Below are 22,550 nucleotides of genomic sequence, written 5' to 3' on the forward strand. Positions count from 1 at the left end.
CCGTAGGTAGTAAAATCCGCGAATGCGCGGATTATCAGCGTGTTGAGAAACCCAGGCATCGGCAGCGTGGTGAAGTTGAGCGTACAAATTCGAACTAAAGGCAAGGGAACCGGCGATTGCTGCTTTGAGAGTGCAAACAGTTGCTGAGAGAGGGAAAAACCTCTGTTGCGAGGCGAAAACAAGCAAACTGGAGCCTGAATGCGGAAAAAACCTCTCTCAGCAGGAGAAACCCGCTCCGCGCTCTGATTTTCTGTGCTGAGAGAGGAAATACCCGCTCTCGGTGAGCGGAAATAGCGAAAACAGGTGCTGAGAGAGAAAAATACCTCTCTCAGCAGAGAGTGAGCGCGAGCAGTGGGTTTTAAAAGGTGCTGTGAGATTGAGTATGATCAGTTGGCACCAGCGGGGTGAACCGCTCCGCAACACCTTGCGAAGAGAAACTGAGAGAACCTATATGTGCTCTCATCGCTGAAGTTGAACAAACTAACCGATATTCTGTGCCTGAGGGAACACAATTCGAACTCTCAGCAAGGAAACCGGCAGATTGCTGCTCTGATCGTAGACATCAGATTCAGCACTCTTCTCAGACTGTTGAATTTTCTCGACAGTCTTAATATCCGCGAAATTCGCGGATTTTTTTTATTCATACATTTTGGGAGAGAAGAGGCAATCGAACGAGGCATGCTTCTCATGCTACAATAAGCTAGAAATCAAATCCCCTATAGAAAAGAGATTCGCGCTATGATCCCTATCAACAGAATGGAAGCGGAGGCTGAGCTCCGGAAGTTCGTCGGGGCAGAGGCTTATATCCATAGCGAAGCGACATCGTTCGTATTCGTTCGCAATTTCAAGGCACATATCACTCATGCTTTTATAGCAGGGGAAAGTTCATATCGCGCTGCGCTCCGTTTCGATGGCCATGGATGGCTTCGGATGGAAGCACTCACGCATTTCGAGGTGGACGAGTATGGCCGTCTGCTGCTCGCAGGCTATGATGACAGAGGGCGTATGAACGTAGCGCTTCATCTAGGAAGGGAGCCGTTTCCGGAATGAACAAAGAACAAGCGCCGAAACGCAAGCTGCTGGCGGTATTCGCCCATCCCGATGACGAGTCGTTTATTTGCGGAGGCACGCTGGCCAAATACGCATCCGAAGGCGTCGAGATCACGCTAGTAAGCGCGACGAAGGGCGATATGGGCCGCCGAATGGGTAACCCGCCGTACCTCAATCGTGAATCAATGGCCACTGCCCGCGAGAAGGAACTGCAGGAAGCTTGCGACTGCTTAGGCATCAGCAGGCTGATCTTCTTCGGCATCCGCGACAAAACCGTTGAATTCGAAGACGAAGAATCATTGATCGGGCGAATTGAAGCGCTTATCCGCGAAGTGGAGCCGGACGTCGTTCTGACATTCCATGAACGGTATGGTGGACATCCGGACCATTGCGCGATCGGCAAAGCTGCGACCGCCGCTTTCCAACGCTCGGCGGACAAAGGTTCGCTGTACTTTATTACGTTCGGAGATGCGCTCGAGCGTCCGGAGCGTTACGGATATACCAAGAAGGACGTCATCCGTGTCGACGTCCAGGCGCACAACGCAGCCAAGCTCGCCGCGTTCCGCGCTCACCGCTGTCAGACCGAAATCGACGAGTGGGTATGGCAATCCGATAAAGCAGCACTGTCGCGGCTTGGAAAGTACGAATATTTCATGAAAGGGAACGTGGGCGCGCCGCAGCGGACGAATGACAATTTGTTCTCCTAAGCAGAAGGTGATCCCTCTCCAAGCGCAGTCGCGGCCAGCGTCTGGATGACCGAACTGTCCATCGGCGGGTTATGCAAGCCGGCGCGGACGTCACGGTAATAGCGCTCCAGCGGATTCGCGCGCGATAGGCTGGTGCCACCGACGATTCGCATCGCCAGATCAACGATGCGAATAGCATTGTTCGTGACCGTATATTTCGCCAAACCAAGCTCAGGCTTCATCGAGGTCCTTAACGCTGGTTCCTTGTCCCATCTGTCCGCAGCCGCATACAACAGCGTGCGGGCGGTGCGAAGCTCGATCTCCATCTCACCAATCGTCTGTTGAACGGCAGGGAGGGTAGCAATCGGCTTATCCAAGGAATTGGGCTTATACGAGCGAGCGAATGCTAGCGCATAGTCTCGCGCAGCGAAAGCGATGCCCATATAGCAGGCAGGAATATGCAGCAGCCAGCCACCTCCGTCATCGGTGCCTTTGCCGATCAGCCGATTGCCAGCGCTAGTGAAAGCGCCGCCCAGCACTACGTCATGGCTGCCCGTCGCGCGCATCCCGATCGTGTCCCATGTCTCCACGATCGACACCTGCTCCGATCGCTGAACGAGAAAATCAGCCGTACAGTCTTCGTCCGGGATGTAGGCGGACACGACGAACCGCTCGAGAATCGGAGACAGCGTGCTGAACGTCTTACGTCCCGTGATTCGCCAGCCACCGTCCACGGCAACCGCAGTCGTCTCTGGACGCCCGCCGCGACTCGGGCTGCCGGAGGCTGCTTCGCTGGCGAATGTGTTGATCATCGTGCCGTCCTTCACGACGGAGCGGCACAATGCTTCGAACATCTCCGCTGGCCACTTTCCGGTCGTACGCAAATGCATGATCTGACCGATATGCCAGCCGACGGCAAGCGCGGTCGATCCGTCCCCGTAAGCGAGCCGTTCCTGCAGCAGGACGAGCTCGTACAGCGAGATTTCGTCGCCGCCGAAAGCCCGGGGAACGGTCAGTTTGAGATATCCGGCCTCCCGCAGGTCGGCAAAATTATCGAACGGAAACGAGCCATCGCGATCGTGCTGAGGCGCTCGCTCCGCGAATCGTGCTGCCAGCCGCTCGACAAGCGCGGCTCGGTCTCGTTCTTCATCGCCCCGAATGGGGCTGTCAATGAATCGGTTCATCGTAGCTCACTCCTTCTTCTCGTATTATAGCAATTGGAAGGAGAATAGGGCGAGTGATAGGCGAGAATGATAGCGCAGCGCAAGGAGTGAGGATGGTTTTCTGCGAGATTCGGCCATGAAAAATGCGACCCCCGAAATATCGGAGGTCGCCTCGGATGTCGAGAAAGCCTAGTTATTCTGAGAATTCGATTTTCGAACTCTCAGAGCAGCAATCGCCCGATTTCCTTGCTGAGAGTTCGATTTTCGCACTCTCAGCTTCACCACACTGCCAATATCGGCAGTTTCCCAGTCTAAGAGTTCGAATTTTGCACTCTCAGAGCAGCAATTGACCGATTTCTTTGCTGAGAGTTCGATTTTCGCACTCTCAGCCGCGCTATACTGCTAATATCGGCAGTTTCCCAGTCTAAGAGTTCGAATTTTGCACTCTCAGAGCAGCAATTGACCGATTTCTTTGCTGAGAGTTCAATTTTCGCACTCTCAGCTTCGCCACGCTGCCGAAATCTGGACAGCATCCTTTCAAAAAGAGAAACCCACCGTTTTGAATAAAGTGGGTTTCTCTACTCCAAAAGGCGACCCCCGGAAATTCGGAGGTCGCCTCTTGGTATTGAACTAAGTGCTCCTGTGTTACTGGAAGCCCAGTACGGGATGGGGCTGGTACAATTCTTCCAGCTCTTGAATTTCGCCCGAAGTTAACGCAAGTGACAGCGCCGCGGTCGCATCGTCCAAATGGCCTGCCTTCGTCGCGCCGATGATTGGCGACGTGACAGCGGACTTTCTCAGCAGCCAGGCAAGCGCGACTTGAGCTTGCGGTACGCCGCGCTCGGATGCGATGCTCCCTACGCGTTCGACGATTGCGCGGTCCGACTCAATTGCGGACGTATACAGCGTCTTGCCGAATACGTCGGTTTCCGATCGTTCGCTGCTTTCATCCCAGCCACGCGTCAAGCGGCCGCGAGCAAGCGGGCTCCACGGGATGACGCCTACGCCGAGATCCTGGCAGAGCGGCAGCATTTCCCGCTCTTCCTCGCGGTACAGCAGATTCAAGTGATTCTGCATACTGACGAATTTGGTCCAGCCGTGCTTCTCCGCTGTGAACTGCGCTTTAAGAAACTGCCAGGCGTGCATGGAAGAAGCTCCGATATAGCGAGCTTTGCCGGACTTGACGACGTCGTGCAGCGCTTCCATCGTTTCTTCAATCGGCGTGTTTGGGTCCCAGCGGTGAATTTGATAGAGATCGATGTAGTCCGTGCCGAGTCTTCGCAGGCTGTCGTCGACTTCGCTCATGATGGCTTTGCGAGACAGGCCGGCACCGTTCGGTCCAGGTCGCATGCGACCATGAACCTTGGTCGCGATGACGACGTCCTCGCGCCGGGCAAAATCCTTCAGCGCGCGACCGACGATCTCCTCGCTCGTGCCGTCAGAGTAAACGTTAGCGGTATCGAAGAAATTGATGCCCAGATCAAGCGCCTTCCGGATAAAGGGACGGCTCCGCTCCTCGTCTAGCGTCCACGTATGCGATCCTCTTGACGGTAAGCCATAGCTCATGCAGCCCAGACATAGTCTGGATACCTCTAGGCCGGTTTGGCCAAGGCGTGTGTAATCCATTCTCGAATCCTCCTCAGTGTTATTCGACTTTCTGCTAATCTTGCTGCTAACTCTATCGTAACGCTTTTTCAATAGGATCACAATTTTGGAGACATTTTGTTGACATTTCGTTGACGTCGTCGTTACATTCAATCGTTATGATGGTGTAGGGATGTTCCTCGAATATGGCGAGAGCCAGACAGTTTCAGGATGCCTATTGATTTTATTCAGCCGGATAGCTGTGCTACTATGAGCCTTACAAGAGATTAGATTGGAGCCAACATGGACAAAACGAAAATACTCATAATCGAAGACGAGGAAGCGATCGCAGACTTGCTGGCGTACGGCCTGGAGCGGGAAGGCTTTCTCACGCGCATCGCTTCGAACGGGGCGGAGGGCCTCCGGGAACTGGAACGGTTTCGTCCGAATCTGCTGCTGCTCGATTGGATGCTGCCGGATCAGAGTGGACTGGAGATATGCAAGAAGGTGACTGCTAACTATAATTTGCCGATCCTCATGATTACGGCACGCTCCGATATTACGGATAAAATCCTCGGCCTCGAATTCGGCGCGGACGACTATATTACGAAACCGTTTGACCTCCGCGAAGTCATCGCCCGCATTCGTACGATTATACGGCGGATCGCGCAAGCCGGTCAGAACGAGACGGACTCTGCCAGCGATAAGGTCATGCATATGCGCCAAGTCACCGTCTCGCCGGATGAGCGACTGGTCACGAAGGACGGCGAGCCCGTCGATCTGACACCGAAGGAATTCGACCTGCTCTTAACGCTGCTCGGGAACAGGGGCAAAATCTATTCGCGTACGGAACTGCTGGATCTCATCTGGGGCTACGATTTCCCCGGCGACACGCGGACCGTCGATACGCATATCCAGCGTCTTCGCAAGAAGCTTGATGCGGGAGATTGGATTACGACCGTGTTCGGGATCGGCTACAAATGCGAGAAAAGGGCGGATTGACTCTATGTTCCGGACGATTCGGGCCAAATTCGTCATTGGCTTTTTTTTAATCTTCGCGCTTTCCTTCCTCGTGCTGAACCTGACCTTGAAGGAGGTCATTCGGACAAGCAACCAGAAGATCATCACCTCTGATCTGACTGGACTGAAGAACAACGGCAATGTCTATGTCCGCCAGGCTTTTCTCATTAACCATTTTACGAACAATAATCTGTACTTCGGGCAGATGGCCGAGGAGATGGTGGGCGATCTGCATCGGGCCACTTCGAGCGAAGTAGCTGCGTACACCGTTGACGGCATCCTGCTGTATGCGTCAGACGACGGTAAGTTCACCGGCAGCGACTCCGACGATCTGTTGCAGGCATTAAACGGCAAAACCGCGTACACAATCACATACAAAGGCAACGCTGGCTCTGTCTATTTCTCCTACCCGGTCGTCATCGACGGCGTGAAGGTGGGCATTCTGCGTTATGCCGAAGACTTCTCCCCGCTGTACGAGCAGAGCGGTCGCATTCTGAATGTCGTCTTCGAGGTTGCGTTGGCGATATTCGCGGCGGCGTTCCTGTTCTCCTACTTGCTGTCTCGGCATATTACAATTCCGCTCGTCAAGCTGACGCGGACGTCCACGGAAGTCATCGGCGGGAATCTAGGCGTTCGTAGCAGCATACGTCGTAAGGACGAGATCGGCAGGTTGGCAGCCAACTTCAATGAGATGATCGGCCGAATCGGTAGCCAAATCGAAACGATCGAGCATGACCGCGACCGGTTGAAGGAGCTGAACCAACAGGAGAAACGGTTCTTCGACAACGTGACGCACGAGCTGAAGACGCCGCTCACGTCCATCCTCGGCTACGCCGAAATGATTCGGGAGAACGGAGCGAACGATCCCGTATTCTTCGATAAAGGGATGAACCATATCGTGGATGAGAGCAGGCGGCTGCACGGCATGGTGTTGAATCTACTAGAAGTCTCGCGGCGCAGAGCCAATCTGGAAACTTTCGAAGTCGTTGATTCGGGCGCGATACTGCGCGATGTGTGCGAAGCGATGGACATTCGGGCGAAGCGCTATAATAAACGCATTATCATTGACGTGGAGGACCGGCTGGCCTTGCTTGGTCAAGGAGACAGGCTCCGGCAGCTCTTCATTAATCTGCTCGACAATGCGATCAAGTACAGTTCGCCGCGTTCGGATATCACTGTATTGGCAAAAGCGGACAATGCAGAGGGGTTCGTACGTTTCGAGTTCTCCAATCCAAGCGAAACGCTGCGTCCCGACCAATTGGAAGCCGCATTCGAGCCCTTCTATTCGGGGGATCGCGCGTTCAAGGAAGAAGGCAGCGTAGGCTTAGGTCTCGGTATTGTGAAAGCGATCGTGGATGATCATGGCGGGACGATTCGCATCGACTCCGCAGCGCAGCGCACGACCGTGAGCGTGGAGCTGCCTGCCGCTGGAAGGGAGGTAGTGCTATGACGAAGAAGCAATGGAGCTTTCCGCTCACCGCTTTGGCAGCGATCATCCTGCTCCTGTCTTCCGGTTGCATGAGCACTCCGCGATCAGAGACGATCATCATTCCTGGTACCGTAGAGGATCAAATGAACGCCGGGAATACCGGTCAGTCATTCCGGGTCAATGCGATCTACCGTTTACCGGCGTCAGCCGCGACTGATATGCAGCTGCTGGGCTGGTCGAACAATGCGGACCTTGTCGCCTTGGATGCAGTAAGTCGAGAATCGATAAACACCGGGCTTCTTCCTCTACAGCAGATTGCCCCGCCGTACCAACAATTCAAGGCAATGGGGAACGTTGTGCCGGCCGACACTTGGGTCGCACTATCACCTGACGGCAAACAGATGGCATACATCACGAAGGGGAAGACGGGTTTCGATTTGACGCTGTTGGCGCTAGCAGACGGGAAGAAGGAATCTATGGATTCGTTCCTGAACGAGCAATCGCAACTCCGTTCCAGAACCTTGAGCTGGTCGGGCAATAGCCGATTCGTCTCGTATATCGTTTCGGGGGAGGATCGGACGCAGCTGCGCCTCGTCGTTTGGGATGCAGAAGACCGAACAGTCAAACAGTATCCACTGACGGGGCTTCAAACACTCAGCGAAATCGTGAAGGTTACGCTATCAGATGACGGCAGCGGCGTGCTAGTCGATGCCGGGAATACGATCATGTTCGCCAAGCGGACCGGCGATGGGTATGCCGTTCAATACGATCATCTTGCGGGCAGCGCCGAGAGCGTTTGGGTCAATGAGAGCCAATTCGCGTTCCTAGGCTCGGACGGCACCTTGTTTCAGTACGACAGCCGGAGTGGAGAGCTGTCCGTGCTGCTTGAGAAGGTCGATAGTTTCCGGCTATCAGCTGACCGTAAGCTGATCGCCTATGCGCTGAACGAGAAGGATGCGATCTTCGCCGGGAAGCTGCAGGGCAACAACATCTTGTACCGGGAAGCGATATATCAGGGCGTCTATCCGGCTCGGATGGAATGGAGCCCGGACGGCAACGCGCTGCTGGTTGATGGAAGCAAAGCAGATTCTCGTGCAGCTGCGCAAGTCGCGCCAGCGACCGCGCCGAATCCGGCTGCGGTGCTCTCGCCGTTCATTATTCAGTTTTCCAAGTAAAGCGGGTCCAGATCTGACGGACTCCTTCAAGTGTTTGCTGCGGCAGGTTGGACGAGATTATCGTCCGGCCTGCCGTTTTTGTTTGAAATTCGGAGACATTTTGTTTACAAGTGATCGACGTTTCGGTGACATCTCTCCGTTATTCTGTGGATGAGCCCGCTATGCCGGGCGAAATCGCGTCGAACATGAACGCGAAGGAAAAGGAGACTAGATTATGAACAAAATCATGGCGAGTCTGATAACAAGCTGTTTGCTTGCTGTTTCTTTAACGGCCTGCAGCAACGGAGCTGCAACGAACGGAAGCCCCACTGCCGACAATGCTCCGAGCGGGGATGCGAACATAAACAGCGGGAAAGGCGGAAAGGGAGTAGCGAACGATGCGAACGGGAGTGACGCCGCTGCCGGTAATCCAATCGGATCTACCGCTGGTCCCATTGGATCGGGATCGGGCGGCGGCAAGAAAACGATCGTCTTCTCGACTTTCTGGCAAGACGACAAGTTTGAGGACGCGAAGAAGAAGTATGAAGCGCTGCACCCTAATGTTGAAATCAAGCTGAAACGCGTCGACTACTCTGATGCTACGCTGGAAGCCGATATTGAGAAATACGTGACGGCGACGAACACAGCGATGCTTGCGGGCAAAGGACCAGACTTGCTTGAGTTGGATTTGCTGCCTGTGGACAATTTCATTAACCATCATCTGCTGGCGGATCTGAATCCACTGATGACGCAGGATTCGGGCTTTCGCAAGGAGGATTACTTCAGCAATATTCTCGACAACGTCAAGGTGGGAGACTCACTGTACGAGATGCCGCTTACCTTCTTCCTGATGGGCTTTGCGGGAGACGCGGACGCTATAGCCAAGACCGGCGCGAAATTCGACGATCTAGCATGGTCATGGAGTGATTTCGCGAAGACTGCGAAGGAGATGTCGGCGAAGGGACCGCTGCCTTCCGCGTTGTCGTATTTCAGCCCCGAATACTTGCTGGGCGAGATGGTGAGTGATAATTACGGTTTGTTTATGAACACCGCAGAGCATAAGGCGCAGTTTGACTCGGCATCATTCACCGGACTGATGAAGCAGGTCAAGACATTGTTCGACGACGGCGTAGTTTCCAAAATGGGCCGAGGCGTGAATGCGTATTTCCAAAGCGTACAAATCAATTCGCCGAAGGATTACCTGGAATCGATGCAAGGCATCGCGCTCGGCGTGAAGCTGACCCACAAGGAGCTGGGTAATCAGATGAAGCTGTATGCGAAGCCCCATGCGCAGGACACTGAGGCGGGTGGCTACTTCAAGACGTACCGGAATATTGCCATCGGAGCAAATTCCAAGGTAAAGCCGGAGGCGTGGGACTTCGTCAAATTCCTAACATCGGAAGAAGTGCAATCCCCTTCGAACGCGACCGGGTTTCCGATCAACAAAGCTGCCTATGCCAAACAGATTCAAGCACTGAAAGCGGAGGGATCATTCAAGTCGTACCCCGAAGGTCCGCTTCAGGGGAAGGCTGTGCAGGTGGATACCGCTATGCTTGATGGACTTAACGGTTACGTTAACGGAGCCGTCCATTCGGTCAAGGATTCCAGCTCCGACAAGGTATGGGAGATCGTCATCGCGGAGGCCAAAGCTTACTACGCAGGTCAGAAGTCCGCGGAGGATGTCGCGAATCTCATTCAGAACAAAGTGACGACATATCTCAATGAGTAGGAACGCCGTGCTTGCTCGGCTGCGCAAGGATGGATTCCAGGCGCTCTGGTTTCTGCTGCCGAGCGCGGCCGGCTTCGGGCTGTTCTATGTCATCCCATTCCTGCTTGGGTTCTATGAATCGTTCACCGATGGCGCGCTAGGCGGACAATTCGTGGGTTTCCGCAATTACGCCGAACTGCTGGGAAGCGCGTCCTTCCGCAAGGCTGCAGAGAACACGATGCTCTTCACGGGCATCGGCGTTCCTCTGCTTATCGCGTTATCGCTGACGCTCGCACTTCTGCTCAATCGGCCGCTCTATGCGCGCGGATGGCTTCGGTCGTCGATTATGCTGCCTCTCGTCGTACCGGTCGCATCGGTTGTTATGGTGTGGCAAATTTTCTCCGACTGGAACGGGACGTTGAACGAGTGGCTGCATCGCTTTGGAATGGAGAGGGTCGATTGGCTGCAATCGAATGGGTCGATGAGCATCATCGTCGCCATGTTCGTCTGGAAGAATCTCGGCTACAACATGGTCTTGTTTCTCGCAGGCTTGCAGTCCATCCCGAAGGATTATTATGAGACCGCGTCTATCGAAGGCGCGGGACGATTAAGACAATTTCGATCGATTACAATCGTATATTTGACGCCGACAATGTTCTTCGTTCTGCTCCTCTCGATTGTCAACTCCTTCAAAGTGTTCCGGGAAACGTACTTGCTGGCGGGCGACTACCCGTACGACCGGCTGTACATGATGCAGCATTACATGAACAACATGTTCTTCGCGCTCGACGTGCAGAAGCTGACGGCTGCGGCGGCATTAATGGTCGGCAGCACCATCTTGCTGGCGATGGGCTTGCTCCGCATCGAGCGCCGGTTCAGAGACAATACGGAGTAGAGGAGGCATCGATTATGAATAGAAAGCTATCATTGCCTCGTCTCATACTTTCGCTGCTGATCAGCGTGGTCGCGGCTGTCATGTTGATTCCCGTCTTGCTGACATTCACGGATTCGTTCATGACGGAAGCGGAAATCGGTCGGAATTACGACCTGCTCGGACAGATGGTCGATACTGCTCAAGGAGGCAGGGAGGCATTCGTCAATCTGAAGCTACTCCCTGATTGGCTGACGTTCGAGCAGTATGCGCAGGTGCTCATCCTCAGCCCGAAATATCTGAGCATGTTCTGGCATTCGGTCATGCTGGTCGTGCCGATCGTTGCCGGTCAGACGGTCGTTGCTTCACTTGCGGCCTATGCGTTCGCCAAATTGCGCTTCTTCGGCAGGGACAAGCTGTTCGCGGTCTATCTGATGACGATGCTGATGCCGTTTCAAGTTACGCTCGTGCCGAATTATCTGGTCATCGACAAGCTCGGCATGATGAATACCTCGGCTGCGATCATTCTGCCGGGCATCTTCGGCGCCTTCGGCGTCTTCATGATGCGGCAGTTCATGTCGCATATCCCCATCGCTTTCGTCGAAGCGGCCAAGATGGACGGCGCCAGTCATGGAACAATCTTCGTACGTATCGTGCTTCCGCTTGCCAAGCCGGGATTGGCCGCACTTGCGGTGCTGCTGTTCATTGACTATTGGAACATGATCGAGCAGCCGCTCATTTTCCTTCAGGACAAAGCGAAGCAGCCATTATCGCTATACTTGGCGCAGATCACCGCGTCGGCACGGGGCATCGGATTTGCCGCATCGGTGCTGTATATGGCCCCGACGGTGCTGCTGTTCCTGTACGCGGAGTCGTATTTCGTGGATGGCATTCAGCAATCGGGCATCAGAGGTTAACTTGGGAGTGATTATCATGGAAGAAGTGGCTCTAGGAGTCAGGAAAAGGAGGCTTCGCCTTGTTGCCGGCTTATTCGTCGTTCTGCTGATCGCATTTACGCTGGCTGGCAATACACTTCGGTCATTATCATTGCCGAAAGTTTATCTGGCTTCAGCGATAGAGGGGCAAGTGACCCATACTTACGAAGGCACTGCGACGGTCCAGCCCTGGGAGACGAAGGCACTCGCGAACCCGGCTGGATGGAAGGTGGATAACGTGCTTGTCAAGCAAGGCGAACACGTACACGACGGTCAGACATTGGTCGAGTACAGCGATGAAGATGCGTTGCTGCAGCTCGCTGATCTGAAGGCGGGCTTGAAGAAGCTCGAATTGACGATGAATCAGCTGCATGCCGATTACATTGCAGCGGCAAACGGAGGCGAGCAGAACACCGTGATCGGCGCGGGCAACGCGATCGAAACGGCCAAGCTGGATATGGCGAATCAGCAGCAGCATATCGTCAACTTGCAGAAGAGCATCACAGAGAACAGCCGACTGACGGCTCCGTTCGACGGCGTAGTCACGCAAGTCAATGCGGCGTCTGGCCTCCTCTCGGAAGGAAAGCCGGATATCGTATTGTCCAACTCGGCGAAGGGTTACGCGTTTCAACTGTTGGTTCCTGCCGACACAGCCAACCTTCTGGCAGTTGGCGAGACGCTGGATGACATCTCCCTTGACGAACCGAATGGGCAGTCGATTTCCGGAACGGTCGCGGAGATCGATCAGACAGCCGTCTCCGGCGGAGCTGATCTTCCCGCAGACGGCGCAACAGGCACGAATGCAGGCACAACAGCTTCGAGCTTGGTTACCATTACGCTCAAGGACGACTCGCTGCGAGGCGGAGAACGAGTCACCGTAAGGCTGTCCAAGACTACCGGAAAACCCGTGATCACGGTACCTAATAAAGCGATACATCAGGATGAACGAGGCGATTACGTCTACACGCTCAGGGAGGAGAGCGGACCGCTCGGGAACGCCTATTACGTGATGGAAACGCCGGTTCATATCGTCGATGCCAACGCGTATGTTACCGCCGTGGACGGGAATTTGTTCGCGGAGCAGGAGGTCGTCGTCGACAGCTCCGGTTACCTGATGGACGGGGTTCGTGTCCGAAGATGACGCTGTCTTGCGGCTTTTGTATGGGAACAAGTTCATGTCCAATCCTAAGGACATGAACTTGTTCCCATTTCAATCTGGATGACTTCGTGCAGAATATGCAATCCTCTGTCCAGTTCTTCTAATGAAGCGTAGCAATAGGAAAGCCTTATATGGTGTAGATCACCTGAATCATAAATATAGCCTGGATTGATCAGAACATTATGCTGGAGTAATTTTAGGAATAACGCTTTATTCACAATAGGTTCATTGAACCTGAGCCAAATATAGAAACCGCCTTCGGACTTTCTCCAGGTGGCGATGTACTTAAATTGCTGCTCCAGTATTTCTTCTACAAATCTTGCTCTATTCCTCAGCTGTTCCCGAAGATGAATCAGGTGCTTCTCGTATAAACCAGAAGATATCCAGTACGCGACTATTTCTTGCGAGAAGGCGCTTGAACCATAATCCGTTTGCATCTTAATATCAGCTAATCGCTCAATAACCGTTGTCGGAGCAACAACCCAACCGATCCGCAAGCCTGGACTTAGCGTCTTAGACACGCTGCCGATATAGAGTACCTGCCCTAACGTATCCAACGACTTTAATGGGGGAGAGGTGGATTCGAATAATAGTTCGTGATACACATCATCTTCAATAATCGGGATTTGCAGCTCTTTGCACACATGGTATAGTTCTTGCTTTTCTTTCAATGACCAATTCAGCCCAGTAGGATTGTGCAAGGTTGGTACGCTGTAGAAGATGGATTGCCTCTTCCTCTTGTAACTCCTTAGATTGTTTATTAATTCTGCGTCCCTTGATACGGAAATCATCTGCATACCTGCTGATTGAAAGGGAAGCACGGAATTCAGATACGAAGGTTGTTCTTGAAAAACGATAGAGCCCTGTTCTAACAATCCAACTGCAATTAACTGCAGTGCTTGAAGCGCACCTGAAACAATGAGAATGTTCTCTGGTGCTGTCTGAATGCCTCGTTGCTTCAAATAATGAACGAGAATGTTCCGAAGCTTCTCACTTCCCTGTGGTGACGAATAGCCAATCGCCTTAGAGTCTAGGGAAATAGCTCTTAAAGATTGTTCAAGCTCTTTCGTTGGGAGCAAATCAGGGGATAATTCCCCCGTTCCCAGACGGACGATATGATCCAATTGCTCATACTCATTGATGAGCTGGATCGTGTGAAAGTTAGGCTTATGAATGCTTGATTCAATGTGCTTTTGCCAATTGGGCTGATTTCTCTTCAATAGAATATTCCACGTATTATTCGCTACGAATACCCCTGATCCCATCCTTGATTCAAGCAGTCCATCCGCTTTCAACTCATCTAGCGCAAGCTGTACGGTGCTTCGATTCACATCAAACTGCGTTGCTAATTGGCGCTGAGTTGGAATCTTGGTGCCAACGGACCAATCCCCTCGTTCAATACGGGATTTCATCCAATCTACAATTTGCTCATGTATCGATAAGTGAGAATGAAGATTAGGTCTCCACTTCATAATACTCCTCCGAAATTGGGTGGATAAGATACCATCCAATTGGTTGTTTTCTAATAGTTGTATCATAAGTACGATAGTGAAAGAAAGGAAGTTGAACGTATGGAAGCCATTCTTCATGGAATTATACTGGCATTCGGTCTCATATTGCCGCTAGGGGTACAGAATGTATTTGTTTTCTCACAAGGAGCCACGCAGCCCAAACTCAGATGGGCACTGCCAGCAGCCGTAACAGCTGCAATAAGCGATACCGTATTGATTCTGTTGGCTGTCTTCGGACTATCGGTTATCGTTCTGGAATTCGAGTGGCTGCGGCTCACCCTAATGATTGCTGGAATATTGTTTTTGCTGTATATGGGTTATGTGATTTGGCGCACCGAACAGGCAGCGAATGAAACGAAGAAGGCATTGCCTGTCCGTCAACAGATTGTCTTTGCGTTGTCCGTTTCTTTATTAAATCCCCATGCCATCTTGGATATAGTCGGAGTCATTGGAACAAGCGCGTTAAAATACGAGGGGACAGATCAATGGTTCTTTACAATCGCCTGTATCTCGGTATCGTGGATTTGGTTCTTCGGGTTAATACTGGCGGGAAGAGTTATGAAGAAGCTGGATCGCTCAGGGAGATTTATGAACATGTTCAACAAAATTTCTTCTCTCTTCGTCTGGGGAACTGCTATTTATCTGTTACTGGGTCTCATGTAAAGCTGTTCTGCCGGAGTCACACATCCGCCTCTCTTACAATATGATGAGTCTAGAAATCTAAAGAGGTGAGCCAATGGCAGTCGTAAAAGCCAGGAGTCAGGATATCGATATGCTGGCAAGGTTACTTCGAGCTGAAGCGGAAACCGAAGGCGAGAAGGGCATGCTCCTTGTTGGAAATGTTGGCATAAACCGTATAAGAGGGAATTGCTCCGATTTTAAAAATATCCGGACCATTCCGCAGATGATCAACCAACCGCATGCGTTTGAAGCCTTGCAGCATGGATTGTACTATCAAGGTGCAAGAGATAGAGAACGCCGTCTGGCGCAGCGGGCTGTGAATGGGGAGCGGAGTTGGCCAGCCAAATTCTCCTTATGGTATTTCCGCCCGGGTTCCTTCGATAATCCAGGTCCATGTCCGCCAACCTGGTATAATCAGCCGTTCGCAGGACGATGGAAGAAGCACTGCTTCTATGAACCGACTGGGGCAGAATGTGAAAATGTATATAATACTTTCTAAGCTTGTATAAATGAACAAAGGGAGCCGTGCTGATGCACGGCTCCTTTTTTGGTTATAATCACGATTAGTCCAGACGTTTATTCTCGAATACGTTTGTGAAAATTTCCCCCGGAGATTGCTTACCCATCATAAACTGGACAACCAGACGCTTCGTTGCGACTGCTTTGCTCCATTGGTTCGATTCCATCAGTACTTCAATGGCTTTGTCGAAGCTTTGATAGAAGGCCACTTGCATCTCCTTCGCCTGAGTTAATTCTTCTTCATTAGAACGGATGCCCGATGATTCCGGTTTGCGCTCTCTCGTCGCTTGGGATAGCGCAATACGCAAGTCCTCCGCGCCGAGATCCGTGCAATAGGCAGGGGATCCGGGTTGCAGACGCCAGGATTCGTCCAATCCGCCGGCATCAACCGGATCGAATCCTGCCTCGGTAACCAATCGGGATACGATCGCTTTCGATTCAGGGTCATCTCCGGACACAGGCAATGCCAGCTTGTGTGGAAGAGCGGACTGAATCTCCTCAGTCAAGTTATACCAGTTCGTGGCACTGAACGCTTTGACGACCGAATGGTTAATTTGTTGCTCGACCCAGCGACTTTCAGGCATACCTTCTTCAATCGCTTTGATGGCGCCGTCACGGTGCAAAGGATAATAATTCCCGGTGTCAATGACAACAGCACCAGGAGCGATATTGCTCAGGAATTCAGTTGGCAGACCGAGAATTCCCTTTGTTGGAATGGAGATAATAACGACGTCGGCGCCTTGCGCGACATCCTGAACCGCTGCTGGCGTTGCACCGATCTCTTTGGCTAATTCGTGCAAGGCTTGGGAATTTCTCGAATTGGCGATAGATACAGTATGCCCTGTCCGAACAAAAATTCGTGCAAGGCTGCTTCCGACATTACCCGTACCGATAATTGCAATTTTCATCTTTAAAACCCTCTTCCTTAAGATAATTTATGTTCATCACAAAAGTGACCGTAGTCATGTGACTGAAGTCAGTATACTGCGGTCATATTTATTTTGTCAATTCCCTTTCTTGGACCGAGCTTTGACGAAACAAAAACACATACGTTATAGTTGTAGGTGTGGAGGGGTTACGGAATGACAGAAAAAGAAACAAGCCGCTACTTGAAGGGGAAAGCCACGAAGAAAAAGATATTCGCCGTATCGAAGGAGCTCATTCTGGCCAAGGGTTACAACAACGTTACGGTTGATGAAATTTGCGAGAAATGCAGCCTTTCTAAAGGGGCATTCTACATTCACTACAAATCCAAAGAAGATATCGTCAAAAAATTGTATCGGGACGATTACTCGGAATACATGAGTGAGAATTTCGGTAAATATATGGCTGAACATAAAGAAGCAAATCCAGTGGATAAACTCAAAGCTTTTATTATCGTTGCACTGAGCTTTCCATTAGTCGTCGGCGAGGAGCTTACTAAACTTACGTTTGTTGTAAGCCTGTCGCAGAAATCAACAGAGCCTTCGTTTTTCTCAGACTGCATCAAGCAGGAGGGCTTGTATGAGGCGATTGAAGTGGGAATCAAGCAGTCGTTATTCAGGGATGATTTATCGGTGGGAGAGATCGTGACTTATGTATACTCTTTTATCACTGGAACCATCATGACCTGGTGTCTTTCGGACTCGTCTTACGACATGGAGAAATTGAGCGAGAAGTTCGTCGATGCGCTAATTCGAGGTCTTCAATGAGAAGCTAAATAATAGATCTGATGAACAGAAGCTTGAGCAATCAAGCTTTTTTTGGTGCTCCTATATTCTGACAATATTTGCATCGTGCTTGTTATATGATGGGCTTACGAATAAGTTGGACATGGGGGAGAGTTTATGGAGAATTATTCGCGGTATCGTGTATGGTACAAGATCAACGGAAGTTTTAACAACAAAATTATCTATGGACCAACCATTAAGACGCCAAGCGATGCGCTATCCTACTTTAAAAAACTCCATGGTATTCAACCAAGTCATGCTGAATTGATGTAACTAAACAGGCAGATACGCGCGAATCTATTGCAAAGGAGCCGTGTTAGCGCACGGCTCCTTTTTCGTGACAGTAGCAAGTGATGTAGTTTATGATAAATAGGAATATTTACTAGTTCAGCGAAGTGCAGGTGAAAGCGATGTTTTTATTTGACTATATTGTTAATTTGTCGATTTTTTCACTCTTGATCAGCACTCCCTTGGTCATTCGTTCTTTCATGGATCGAAAGCCGATAAGTCAGAAGCAATTGAACCTATGGATAGGTCTATATGGCGGCCTTGTTTCCGTTATCCTGGTTATGCTTTCAGTGAAGCAGCAAGGTTACTCTTACGATATTCGATATGCACCTGTCATTCTAATGTTTGCTTATCTGGGACCTCTAGCCGGATTCATCACCGGTCTCTTTGCTTTATTAACGAGGCTTCTAGCAAATGGAAATTGGATGCCAGCTATTATTGGGTGGGCACTTATCATGATTGTGTTCACCGTCTTGCATGTATGGTTATCCAATCGCATGTCGTCTCTGAAGAGAAGCGCTGCTTTTTATGGGATCTATGCCGTTCTTTATGTTATCATTCTCTTCTCGTTTCATATTCTAGTCGATAAACCATTCTTTCATATTCAATACATGGTATTCATTCTGTTAGGCGTAATCATAGGGGCCTTACTCATTGAATCCAATGAGCGGCTCCGGAGGATCACTAGAGAACGCAAGCATATGGAGAAGACGATCGAAGCAAGTGAATCCAAATATCGACTTATCGCGAATCATACATCAGACCTCATTCTGGTTATGGACCAGGATTACACGGGCAGCTATTTTTCCCCTTCCCATGAGCCCGTATTAGGGTATCGTACCAGTGAATTGGAAGGTTATAAACTATGCCATATTATATGTCCAGACGATGAAATCAAATTTAAGAGCATGATCAAGAAGATGTTTGAGAATAAAGAAATGAGCGCCTCCATTGAAATTCGCTTCAAACATAAAGAAGGCCACTGGATAACGTTCGAATCTCTATGCAGACCGGTGAAGACGCCAAGCAAAGGGATCGAACATATCGTCATGATTAGCCGTGATATCTCTGAGCGCAAGAAGGCGGAAGAAATCTTGTTGCAATCGGAGAAGCTATCCATTATTGGAGAGCTAGCAGCAGGCGTGGCTCATGAAATCAGAAATCCTCTTACAACGATAAAAGGCTTCTTGCAGATTTACAACAAAGAGAATCATGCAGTCAAGTATGGCGATCTGCTCCTAGATGAGCTGGAACGGATCGAGACGATTACTAGCGAACTCCTCTCTATGGCGAAGCCTCAAGCCATTCAGCTTACCCGTACGGATGTCAAAGAATTGCTTGCATACACGGTTGAGTTTCTGACTCCTCAGACGAATATGAACAATATTGCATTAAAACTTAGGTATGAAGAAGATGCTTTCCCGATTCTGTGCGAGAAGAACCAAATCAAACAGGTATTTCTCAATATATTGAAGAACGCCATCGAAGCGATGCCGGGCGGCGGCGAGATCTACATCAGCCTGCGAAGAGAAGCCGAAGGTGAATGTTTAATTACCATTCAAGATCAAGGATGCGGGATTCCGAATGAACTGATTCACCGTTTAGGCCAGCCATTCTACAGTTTGAAGGAGAAGGGAACAGGCCTAGGGCTGATGATATGTCATAAAATTATTAAGCAGCATAACGGCAGTATTATGTACTCGAGTAAACTAAACGAGGGTACACTTATTGAGATTAGATTGCTGCTCGAGAGCGCGGTAGAGGGATAATGCAGAAGAACAGAATAACGGGTGAACAGAAAAGAACCTGGACAGCTGTCCAGGTTCTTCTATAAATATTGCACGAAAACAGGAATGACAGTCCATTTCGTTTATCTCAAGTAGAAGACAAGGAGAAATGTTGAATGAGCAATTTGGTTCTCGACTTTCAGGAAGTGCAAGAAACGCAGCTTGGGCTCGTTGGCGGAAAAGGATTGAATCTAGGAGAATTAGCTAGCATTCAAGGGATCTATGTTCCGGAAGGATTCTGTGTTACAACAGTAGGCTTCCGACAAGCCATCGAATCAAACGAACACTATCATGGTTTGCTAGATCGATTATGTATGCTCAAAGTAGAGGAGCGGGAGCAAATTGGTGAAATCAGCAGGAAGATTCGACAACTCATTACGGAAACAGAAATGCCTTCCGAAGTGGAGAAAGCAGTTGCTCACTATCACTCCCGATTCGGTGAGGAACATGCCTATGCCGTGCGATCTAGCGCGACTGCTGAAGATTTGCCGCATGCTTCCTTTGCCGGTCAACAAGATAGCTACTTAAATATTATCGGCAAAGAAGCGATTCTAGAGCATATCAGCAAATGCTGGGCTTCTCTGTTCACGGATCGCGCTGTCATCTATCGCATACAGAATGGATTCGATCATAAGCAAGTTTATCTATCCGTTATCGTTCAGAAGTTGGTCTTTCCGTTGGCTTCGGGGATATTATTCACCGCTGATCCCATAACATCTAACCGTAAATTACTATCCATCGATGCCAGCTTCGGACTTGGAGAAGCTCTGGTCTCCGGCTTGGTATCTGCCGACTGTTACAAAGTGCGGGATGAGGAAATCGTGGAGAAGAGGATCGCCGCCAAGAAACTGGCTATCTATGGAAGGATTGAAGGTGGTACAGAGACGAAGCAGATCAATCCTGATCAGCAACTGACTCAAACCCTCACTGAGCAACAAATTCTACAGCTGGCTCAGATCGGAAGACAGATCGAAGTTTACTTCGGCTGTCCGCAAGATATCGAATGGTGTTTGGCTGAGGATACCTTCTATATTGTCCAGAGTCGGCCGATCACGACTTTATACCCGATTCCTGAAGCGAATGATCAGGAGAATCACGTGTATCTATCTGTTGGTCATCAACAAATGATGACAGATCCCATCAAGCCATTGGGATTGTCTTTCTACTTGTTAATTACTCCTGCGCCTATGCGCAAAGCTGGCGGGAGGTTGTTCGTTGATGTTGCGGCTAGGCTGGCTACAGCTGCCGGCCGAGAAGCTTTATTGAATACCGTGGGATCCGATCCTCTCACCAAAGGCGCACTCATGACCATTATTGAGCGAGAGTATATAAAGTTGTTGCCAGCTGATCAGACAGCACCTACTCCGAGCAGAACTAATACAGATATGCAGGCACAATTCGAGAACGATCCGGCAATCGTTACCGAACTAATTAAGCGCCGTGAAACCTCGTTAGAAGAGTTGAAGCAAACTATCCAGACGAGATCAGGAGCGGAACTGTTTGATTTTATTCTGGAAGATATCCAGCAGCAATTAAAGAAGCTCTTATTCGATCCGCAAAGCACGGCTGTTTTTATGGCTGCAATTAATGCTACAACATGGATTAATGAGAACCTGAACGAGTGGTTAGGAGAGAAGAACGCAGCAGATACTCTCTCTCAATCCGTGCCGCACAATATTACTTCGGAGATGGGTCTGGCGCTTATGGAAGTCGCGGATGTCATTCGCCCTTATCCAGAAGTGATTGATTATTTGCAGCATACTGGGGAAGATGACTTTCTTGATAAACTGGTGGAGTTAGATGGGGGCAGGGAAGCTCGGGACGCAATCTCTGATTATCTCAGCAAATACGGAATGCGATGCGCAGGAGAAATCGATATTACGCGAACTCGGTGGAGCGAGAAACCAATCACGCTTGTTCCGATGATTCTTGGCAACATCAAGAACTTCGAGCCTAATGCCGGCAAGCGCAAATTCGAGCAAGGCCGTCAGGAAGCTCTGGATAAAGAACAAGAGATACTAGATCGTTTGAAGCAACTACCGGATGGTGATCACAAAGCCATGGAAACCAAACGAAGAATCAACCTCATCCGGAATTTCATCGGTTACCGGGAATATCCCAAATACGGTATGGTAAGTCGCTATTACGTTTATAAGCAGGCGTTATTGAAAGAAGCCGAACAACTCGTGCAAGCCGGCGTTATTCAAGGCAAGGAAGATATTTATTATCTGACTTTCGAAGAGCTGCACGAAGTCGTACGCACTAACAAACTTGATGAACAGCTCGTCGACCAACGAAGAGAGGATTATAAGTTTTTCAGTAGACTAACTCCTCCGCGTGTCATCACTTCTGATGGTGAAATTATGACTGGTCAGTATAAACGAGAACATTTGCCGGCTAATGCGATCGCAGGTCTGCCTGTTTCATCAGGGGTCATTGAAGGAAGAGCGCGAGTGATCTTAAACATGGATCTTGCCGATCTGGAAGAAGGAGACATCTTAGTCACCTCCTTTACGGACCCCGGCTGGACCCCATTATTCGTATCCATTAAAGGTCTGGTCACCGAAGTTGGCGGACTGATGACCCACGGCGCCGTTATCGCGCGTGAATATGGCTTGCCGGCCGTTGTCGGGGTGGACAATGCGACCAAACTGATCAAAGACGGGCAACGAATTCGCGTGAATGGAACAGATGGGTACATTGAAATCTTGTAATGGTTGTGCCAATCCGTTAATCTAGTGGGACATGACTGCAACCGAGGAGGCGCTTGGCAATGGCGAAAGATATCCGATCCCGCATCGAGATCGACCAGATTAACTGCGAGAAGGAGTTGACGCTCGCTCTGATCGGCGGCAAGTGGAAGCTCATCATTCTCTGGCATCTTGGCATCGAGGGAACGAAGCGGTTCAGCGAGCTCCAGAAGCTCATACCGACGATTACACAGAAGATATTGACCAACCAGCTCCGCGAGCTTGAAGAAGACAAGCTGGTTGAACGAACGGTCTATCCCGTTGTTCCGCCAAAGGTCGAATACAAGCTGACCGCTTATGGCGAGAGCTTAGTCCCGATCTTGAAGCTGATGTACGACTGGGGCAAAGATTACGGCGAGCAGGTGCTCGGAAGAGAGACGCTGGCAGCTGAGAATCTGTAATAATTGCTTCGTTAGATAGTGTACACAAGATAGCAGATCCCGCAGGGGGTCTGCTTTTTTGTGCGACATAGTTTCCTCCAGGATACCGACTTACTTGAAAGTGCGTACTTCCTTAAAGTCCGGTAACGACTTACTATGAATTCAA

19 protein-coding genes are annotated in these 22,550 nt (G+C 50.4%); 15 read left to right on the top strand and 4 right to left on the bottom strand.

Annotated features, from left to right (window positions below; all coding sequences use genetic code 11):
• Positions 1 to 738 precede the first annotated feature (738 nt).
• Both AC0YNX_RS04755 and AC0YNX_RS04760 read left to right on the top strand, forming a co-directional pair.
• Positions 739 to 1,050, top strand: coding sequence for a DUF1806 family protein (locus AC0YNX_RS04755; RefSeq protein ID WP_475814480.1), 312 nt, complete (start codon positions 739 to 741; stop codon positions 1,048 to 1,050).
• Positions 1,047 to 1,757 carry a PIG-L family deacetylase gene (locus AC0YNX_RS04760; protein ID WP_475814481.1) on the top strand — a complete coding sequence of 237 codons (711 nt, stop codon included), beginning with the start codon at positions 1,047 to 1,049 and terminating at the stop codon, positions 1,755 to 1,757. Before AC0YNX_RS04755 ends, AC0YNX_RS04760 begins: the two co-directional genes overlap by 4 nt.
• Here AC0YNX_RS04760 and AC0YNX_RS04765 read toward each other — a convergent pair.
• A complete protein-coding gene (locus AC0YNX_RS04765; protein WP_475814482.1) occupies positions 1,754 to 2,920 on the bottom strand; it encodes an acyl-CoA dehydrogenase family protein in 1,167 nt (388 codons plus the stop codon). The two genes, AC0YNX_RS04760 and AC0YNX_RS04765, sit on opposite strands and share 4 nt — an antisense overlap.
• 624 nt (positions 2,921 to 3,544) lie before the next feature.
• A complete protein-coding gene (locus AC0YNX_RS04770) occupies positions 3,545 to 4,525 on the bottom strand; it encodes an aldo/keto reductase (RefSeq protein WP_475814483.1) in 981 nt (326 codons plus the stop codon).
• 261 nt (positions 4,526 to 4,786) lie between these two features.
• On the opposite strand from AC0YNX_RS04770, the gene AC0YNX_RS04775 reads away from it, so the two are divergent.
• The 7 genes from AC0YNX_RS04775 (at position 4,787) to AC0YNX_RS04805 (ending at position 12,741) form a co-directional block, all read left to right on the top strand.
• The gene (locus AC0YNX_RS04775) at positions 4,787 to 5,485 is read left to right on the top strand and encodes a response regulator transcription factor (protein WP_475814484.1); all 699 of its coding nucleotides are present in this window, start codon (positions 4,787 to 4,789) and stop codon (positions 5,483 to 5,485) included.
• A 4-nt stretch (positions 5,486 to 5,489) separates the two neighbouring features.
• Positions 5,490 to 6,953 carry an ATP-binding protein gene (locus AC0YNX_RS04780; protein ID WP_475814485.1) on the top strand — a complete coding sequence of 488 codons (1,464 nt, stop codon included), beginning with the start codon at positions 5,490 to 5,492 and terminating at the stop codon, positions 6,951 to 6,953.
• Positions 6,950 to 8,107, top strand: coding sequence for a hypothetical protein (locus AC0YNX_RS04785; protein ID WP_475814486.1), 1,158 nt, complete (start codon positions 6,950 to 6,952; stop codon positions 8,105 to 8,107). Before AC0YNX_RS04780 ends, AC0YNX_RS04785 begins: the two co-directional genes overlap by 4 nt.
• Positions 8,108 to 8,321: 214 nt before the next feature.
• Positions 8,322 to 9,815, top strand: coding sequence for an ABC transporter substrate-binding protein (locus AC0YNX_RS04790; RefSeq protein WP_475814487.1), 1,494 nt, complete (start codon positions 8,322 to 8,324; stop codon positions 9,813 to 9,815).
• Positions 9,808 to 10,689 (top strand): carbohydrate ABC transporter permease, encoded by an 882-nt coding sequence (locus tag AC0YNX_RS04795; RefSeq protein ID WP_475814488.1) that lies wholly within the window; start codon positions 9,808 to 9,810, stop codon positions 10,687 to 10,689. Before AC0YNX_RS04790 ends, AC0YNX_RS04795 begins: the two co-directional genes overlap by 8 nt.
• 14 nt (positions 10,690 to 10,703) lie before the next feature.
• Entirely contained in the window at positions 10,704 to 11,582 is an 879-nt protein-coding gene (locus AC0YNX_RS04800; RefSeq protein WP_475814489.1) for a carbohydrate ABC transporter permease, read from the top strand.
• Between the two features lie 16 nt (positions 11,583 to 11,598).
• A complete protein-coding gene (locus AC0YNX_RS04805) occupies positions 11,599 to 12,741 on the top strand; it encodes an efflux RND transporter periplasmic adaptor subunit (protein ID WP_475814490.1) in 1,143 nt (380 codons plus the stop codon).
• A gap of 44 nt (positions 12,742 to 12,785) precedes the next feature.
• Here AC0YNX_RS04805 and AC0YNX_RS04810 read toward each other — a convergent pair whose 3' ends face one another.
• The gene (locus tag AC0YNX_RS04810; RefSeq protein WP_475814491.1) at positions 12,786 to 14,231 is read right to left on the bottom strand and encodes an aminotransferase-like domain-containing protein; all 1,446 of its coding nucleotides are present in this window, start codon (positions 14,229 to 14,231) and stop codon (positions 12,786 to 12,788) included.
• A 99-nt stretch (positions 14,232 to 14,330) separates the two neighbouring features.
• On the opposite strand from AC0YNX_RS04810, the gene AC0YNX_RS04815 reads away from it, so the two are divergent.
• Positions 14,331 to 14,933, top strand: coding sequence for a LysE/ArgO family amino acid transporter (locus AC0YNX_RS04815; protein ID WP_475814492.1), 603 nt, complete (start codon positions 14,331 to 14,333; stop codon positions 14,931 to 14,933).
• 73 nt (positions 14,934 to 15,006) lie between these two features.
• The gene (locus AC0YNX_RS04820; protein WP_475814493.1) at positions 15,007 to 15,450 is read left to right on the top strand and encodes a cell wall hydrolase; all 444 of its coding nucleotides are present in this window, start codon (positions 15,007 to 15,009) and stop codon (positions 15,448 to 15,450) included.
• A 64-nt stretch (positions 15,451 to 15,514) separates the two neighbouring features.
• Here AC0YNX_RS04820 and AC0YNX_RS04825 read toward each other — a convergent pair whose 3' ends face one another.
• Entirely contained in the window at positions 15,515 to 16,378 is an 864-nt protein-coding gene (locus AC0YNX_RS04825) for an NADPH-dependent F420 reductase (protein WP_475814494.1), read from the bottom strand.
• A 174-nt stretch (positions 16,379 to 16,552) separates the two neighbouring features.
• Between AC0YNX_RS04825 and AC0YNX_RS04830 the strand changes: the two genes are divergently transcribed.
• From AC0YNX_RS04830 to AC0YNX_RS04845, 4 genes are all read left to right on the top strand, one after another.
• Positions 16,553 to 17,161 (top strand): TetR/AcrR family transcriptional regulator, encoded by a 609-nt coding sequence (locus AC0YNX_RS04830; RefSeq protein ID WP_475814495.1) that lies wholly within the window; start codon positions 16,553 to 16,555, stop codon positions 17,159 to 17,161.
• Positions 17,162 to 17,589: 428 nt separating this feature from the next.
• Entirely contained in the window at positions 17,590 to 19,236 is a 1,647-nt protein-coding gene (locus AC0YNX_RS04835; protein ID WP_475815183.1) for an ATP-binding protein, read from the top strand.
• A 134-nt stretch (positions 19,237 to 19,370) separates the two neighbouring features.
• Positions 19,371 to 21,968: a phosphoenolpyruvate synthase gene (ppsA, locus tag AC0YNX_RS04840; RefSeq protein WP_475814496.1), complete on the top strand. Its 2,598-nt coding sequence runs from the start codon at positions 19,371 to 19,373 to the stop codon at positions 21,966 to 21,968.
• A gap of 59 nt (positions 21,969 to 22,027) precedes the next feature.
• Entirely contained in the window at positions 22,028 to 22,405 is a 378-nt protein-coding gene (locus AC0YNX_RS04845) for a winged helix-turn-helix transcriptional regulator (protein WP_475814497.1), read from the top strand.
• Positions 22,406 to 22,550 lie beyond the last annotated feature (145 nt).

This window comes from Paenibacillus sp. J31R98 (assembly GCF_056269245.1).

Coding starts and splice junctions, on each gene's coding strand:
- AC0YNX_RS04755 (WP_475814480.1), top strand. CDS start 739: ATGATCCCTATCAACAGAATGGAAGCGGAGGCTGAGCTCCGGAAGTTC.
- AC0YNX_RS04760 (WP_475814481.1), top strand. CDS start 1,047: ATGAACAAAGAACAAGCGCCGAAACGCAAGCTGCTGGCGGTATTCGCC.
- AC0YNX_RS04765 (WP_475814482.1), bottom strand. CDS start 2,920: ATGAACCGATTCATTGACAGCCCCATTCGGGGCGATGAAGAACGAGAC.
- AC0YNX_RS04770 (WP_475814483.1), bottom strand. CDS start 4,525: ATGGATTACACACGCCTTGGCCAAACCGGCCTAGAGGTATCCAGACTA.
- AC0YNX_RS04775 (WP_475814484.1), top strand. CDS start 4,787: ATGGACAAAACGAAAATACTCATAATCGAAGACGAGGAAGCGATCGCA.
- AC0YNX_RS04780 (WP_475814485.1), top strand. CDS start 5,490: ATGTTCCGGACGATTCGGGCCAAATTCGTCATTGGCTTTTTTTTAATC.
- AC0YNX_RS04785 (WP_475814486.1), top strand. CDS start 6,950: ATGACGAAGAAGCAATGGAGCTTTCCGCTCACCGCTTTGGCAGCGATC.
- AC0YNX_RS04790 (WP_475814487.1), top strand. CDS start 8,322: ATGAACAAAATCATGGCGAGTCTGATAACAAGCTGTTTGCTTGCTGTT.
- AC0YNX_RS04795 (WP_475814488.1), top strand. CDS start 9,808: ATGAGTAGGAACGCCGTGCTTGCTCGGCTGCGCAAGGATGGATTCCAG.
- AC0YNX_RS04800 (WP_475814489.1), top strand. CDS start 10,704: ATGAATAGAAAGCTATCATTGCCTCGTCTCATACTTTCGCTGCTGATC.
- AC0YNX_RS04805 (WP_475814490.1), top strand. CDS start 11,599: ATGGAAGAAGTGGCTCTAGGAGTCAGGAAAAGGAGGCTTCGCCTTGTT.
- AC0YNX_RS04810 (WP_475814491.1), bottom strand. CDS start 14,231: ATGAAGTGGAGACCTAATCTTCATTCTCACTTATCGATACATGAGCAA.
- AC0YNX_RS04815 (WP_475814492.1), top strand. CDS start 14,331: ATGGAAGCCATTCTTCATGGAATTATACTGGCATTCGGTCTCATATTG.
- AC0YNX_RS04820 (WP_475814493.1), top strand. CDS start 15,007: ATGGCAGTCGTAAAAGCCAGGAGTCAGGATATCGATATGCTGGCAAGG.
- AC0YNX_RS04825 (WP_475814494.1), bottom strand. CDS start 16,378: ATGAAAATTGCAATTATCGGTACGGGTAATGTCGGAAGCAGCCTTGCA.
- AC0YNX_RS04830 (WP_475814495.1), top strand. CDS start 16,553: ATGACAGAAAAAGAAACAAGCCGCTACTTGAAGGGGAAAGCCACGAAG.
- AC0YNX_RS04835 (WP_475815183.1), top strand. CDS start 17,590: ATGTTTTTATTTGACTATATTGTTAATTTGTCGATTTTTTCACTCTTG.
- ppsA (WP_475814496.1), top strand. CDS start 19,371: ATGAGCAATTTGGTTCTCGACTTTCAGGAAGTGCAAGAAACGCAGCTT.
- AC0YNX_RS04845 (WP_475814497.1), top strand. CDS start 22,028: ATGGCGAAAGATATCCGATCCCGCATCGAGATCGACCAGATTAACTGC.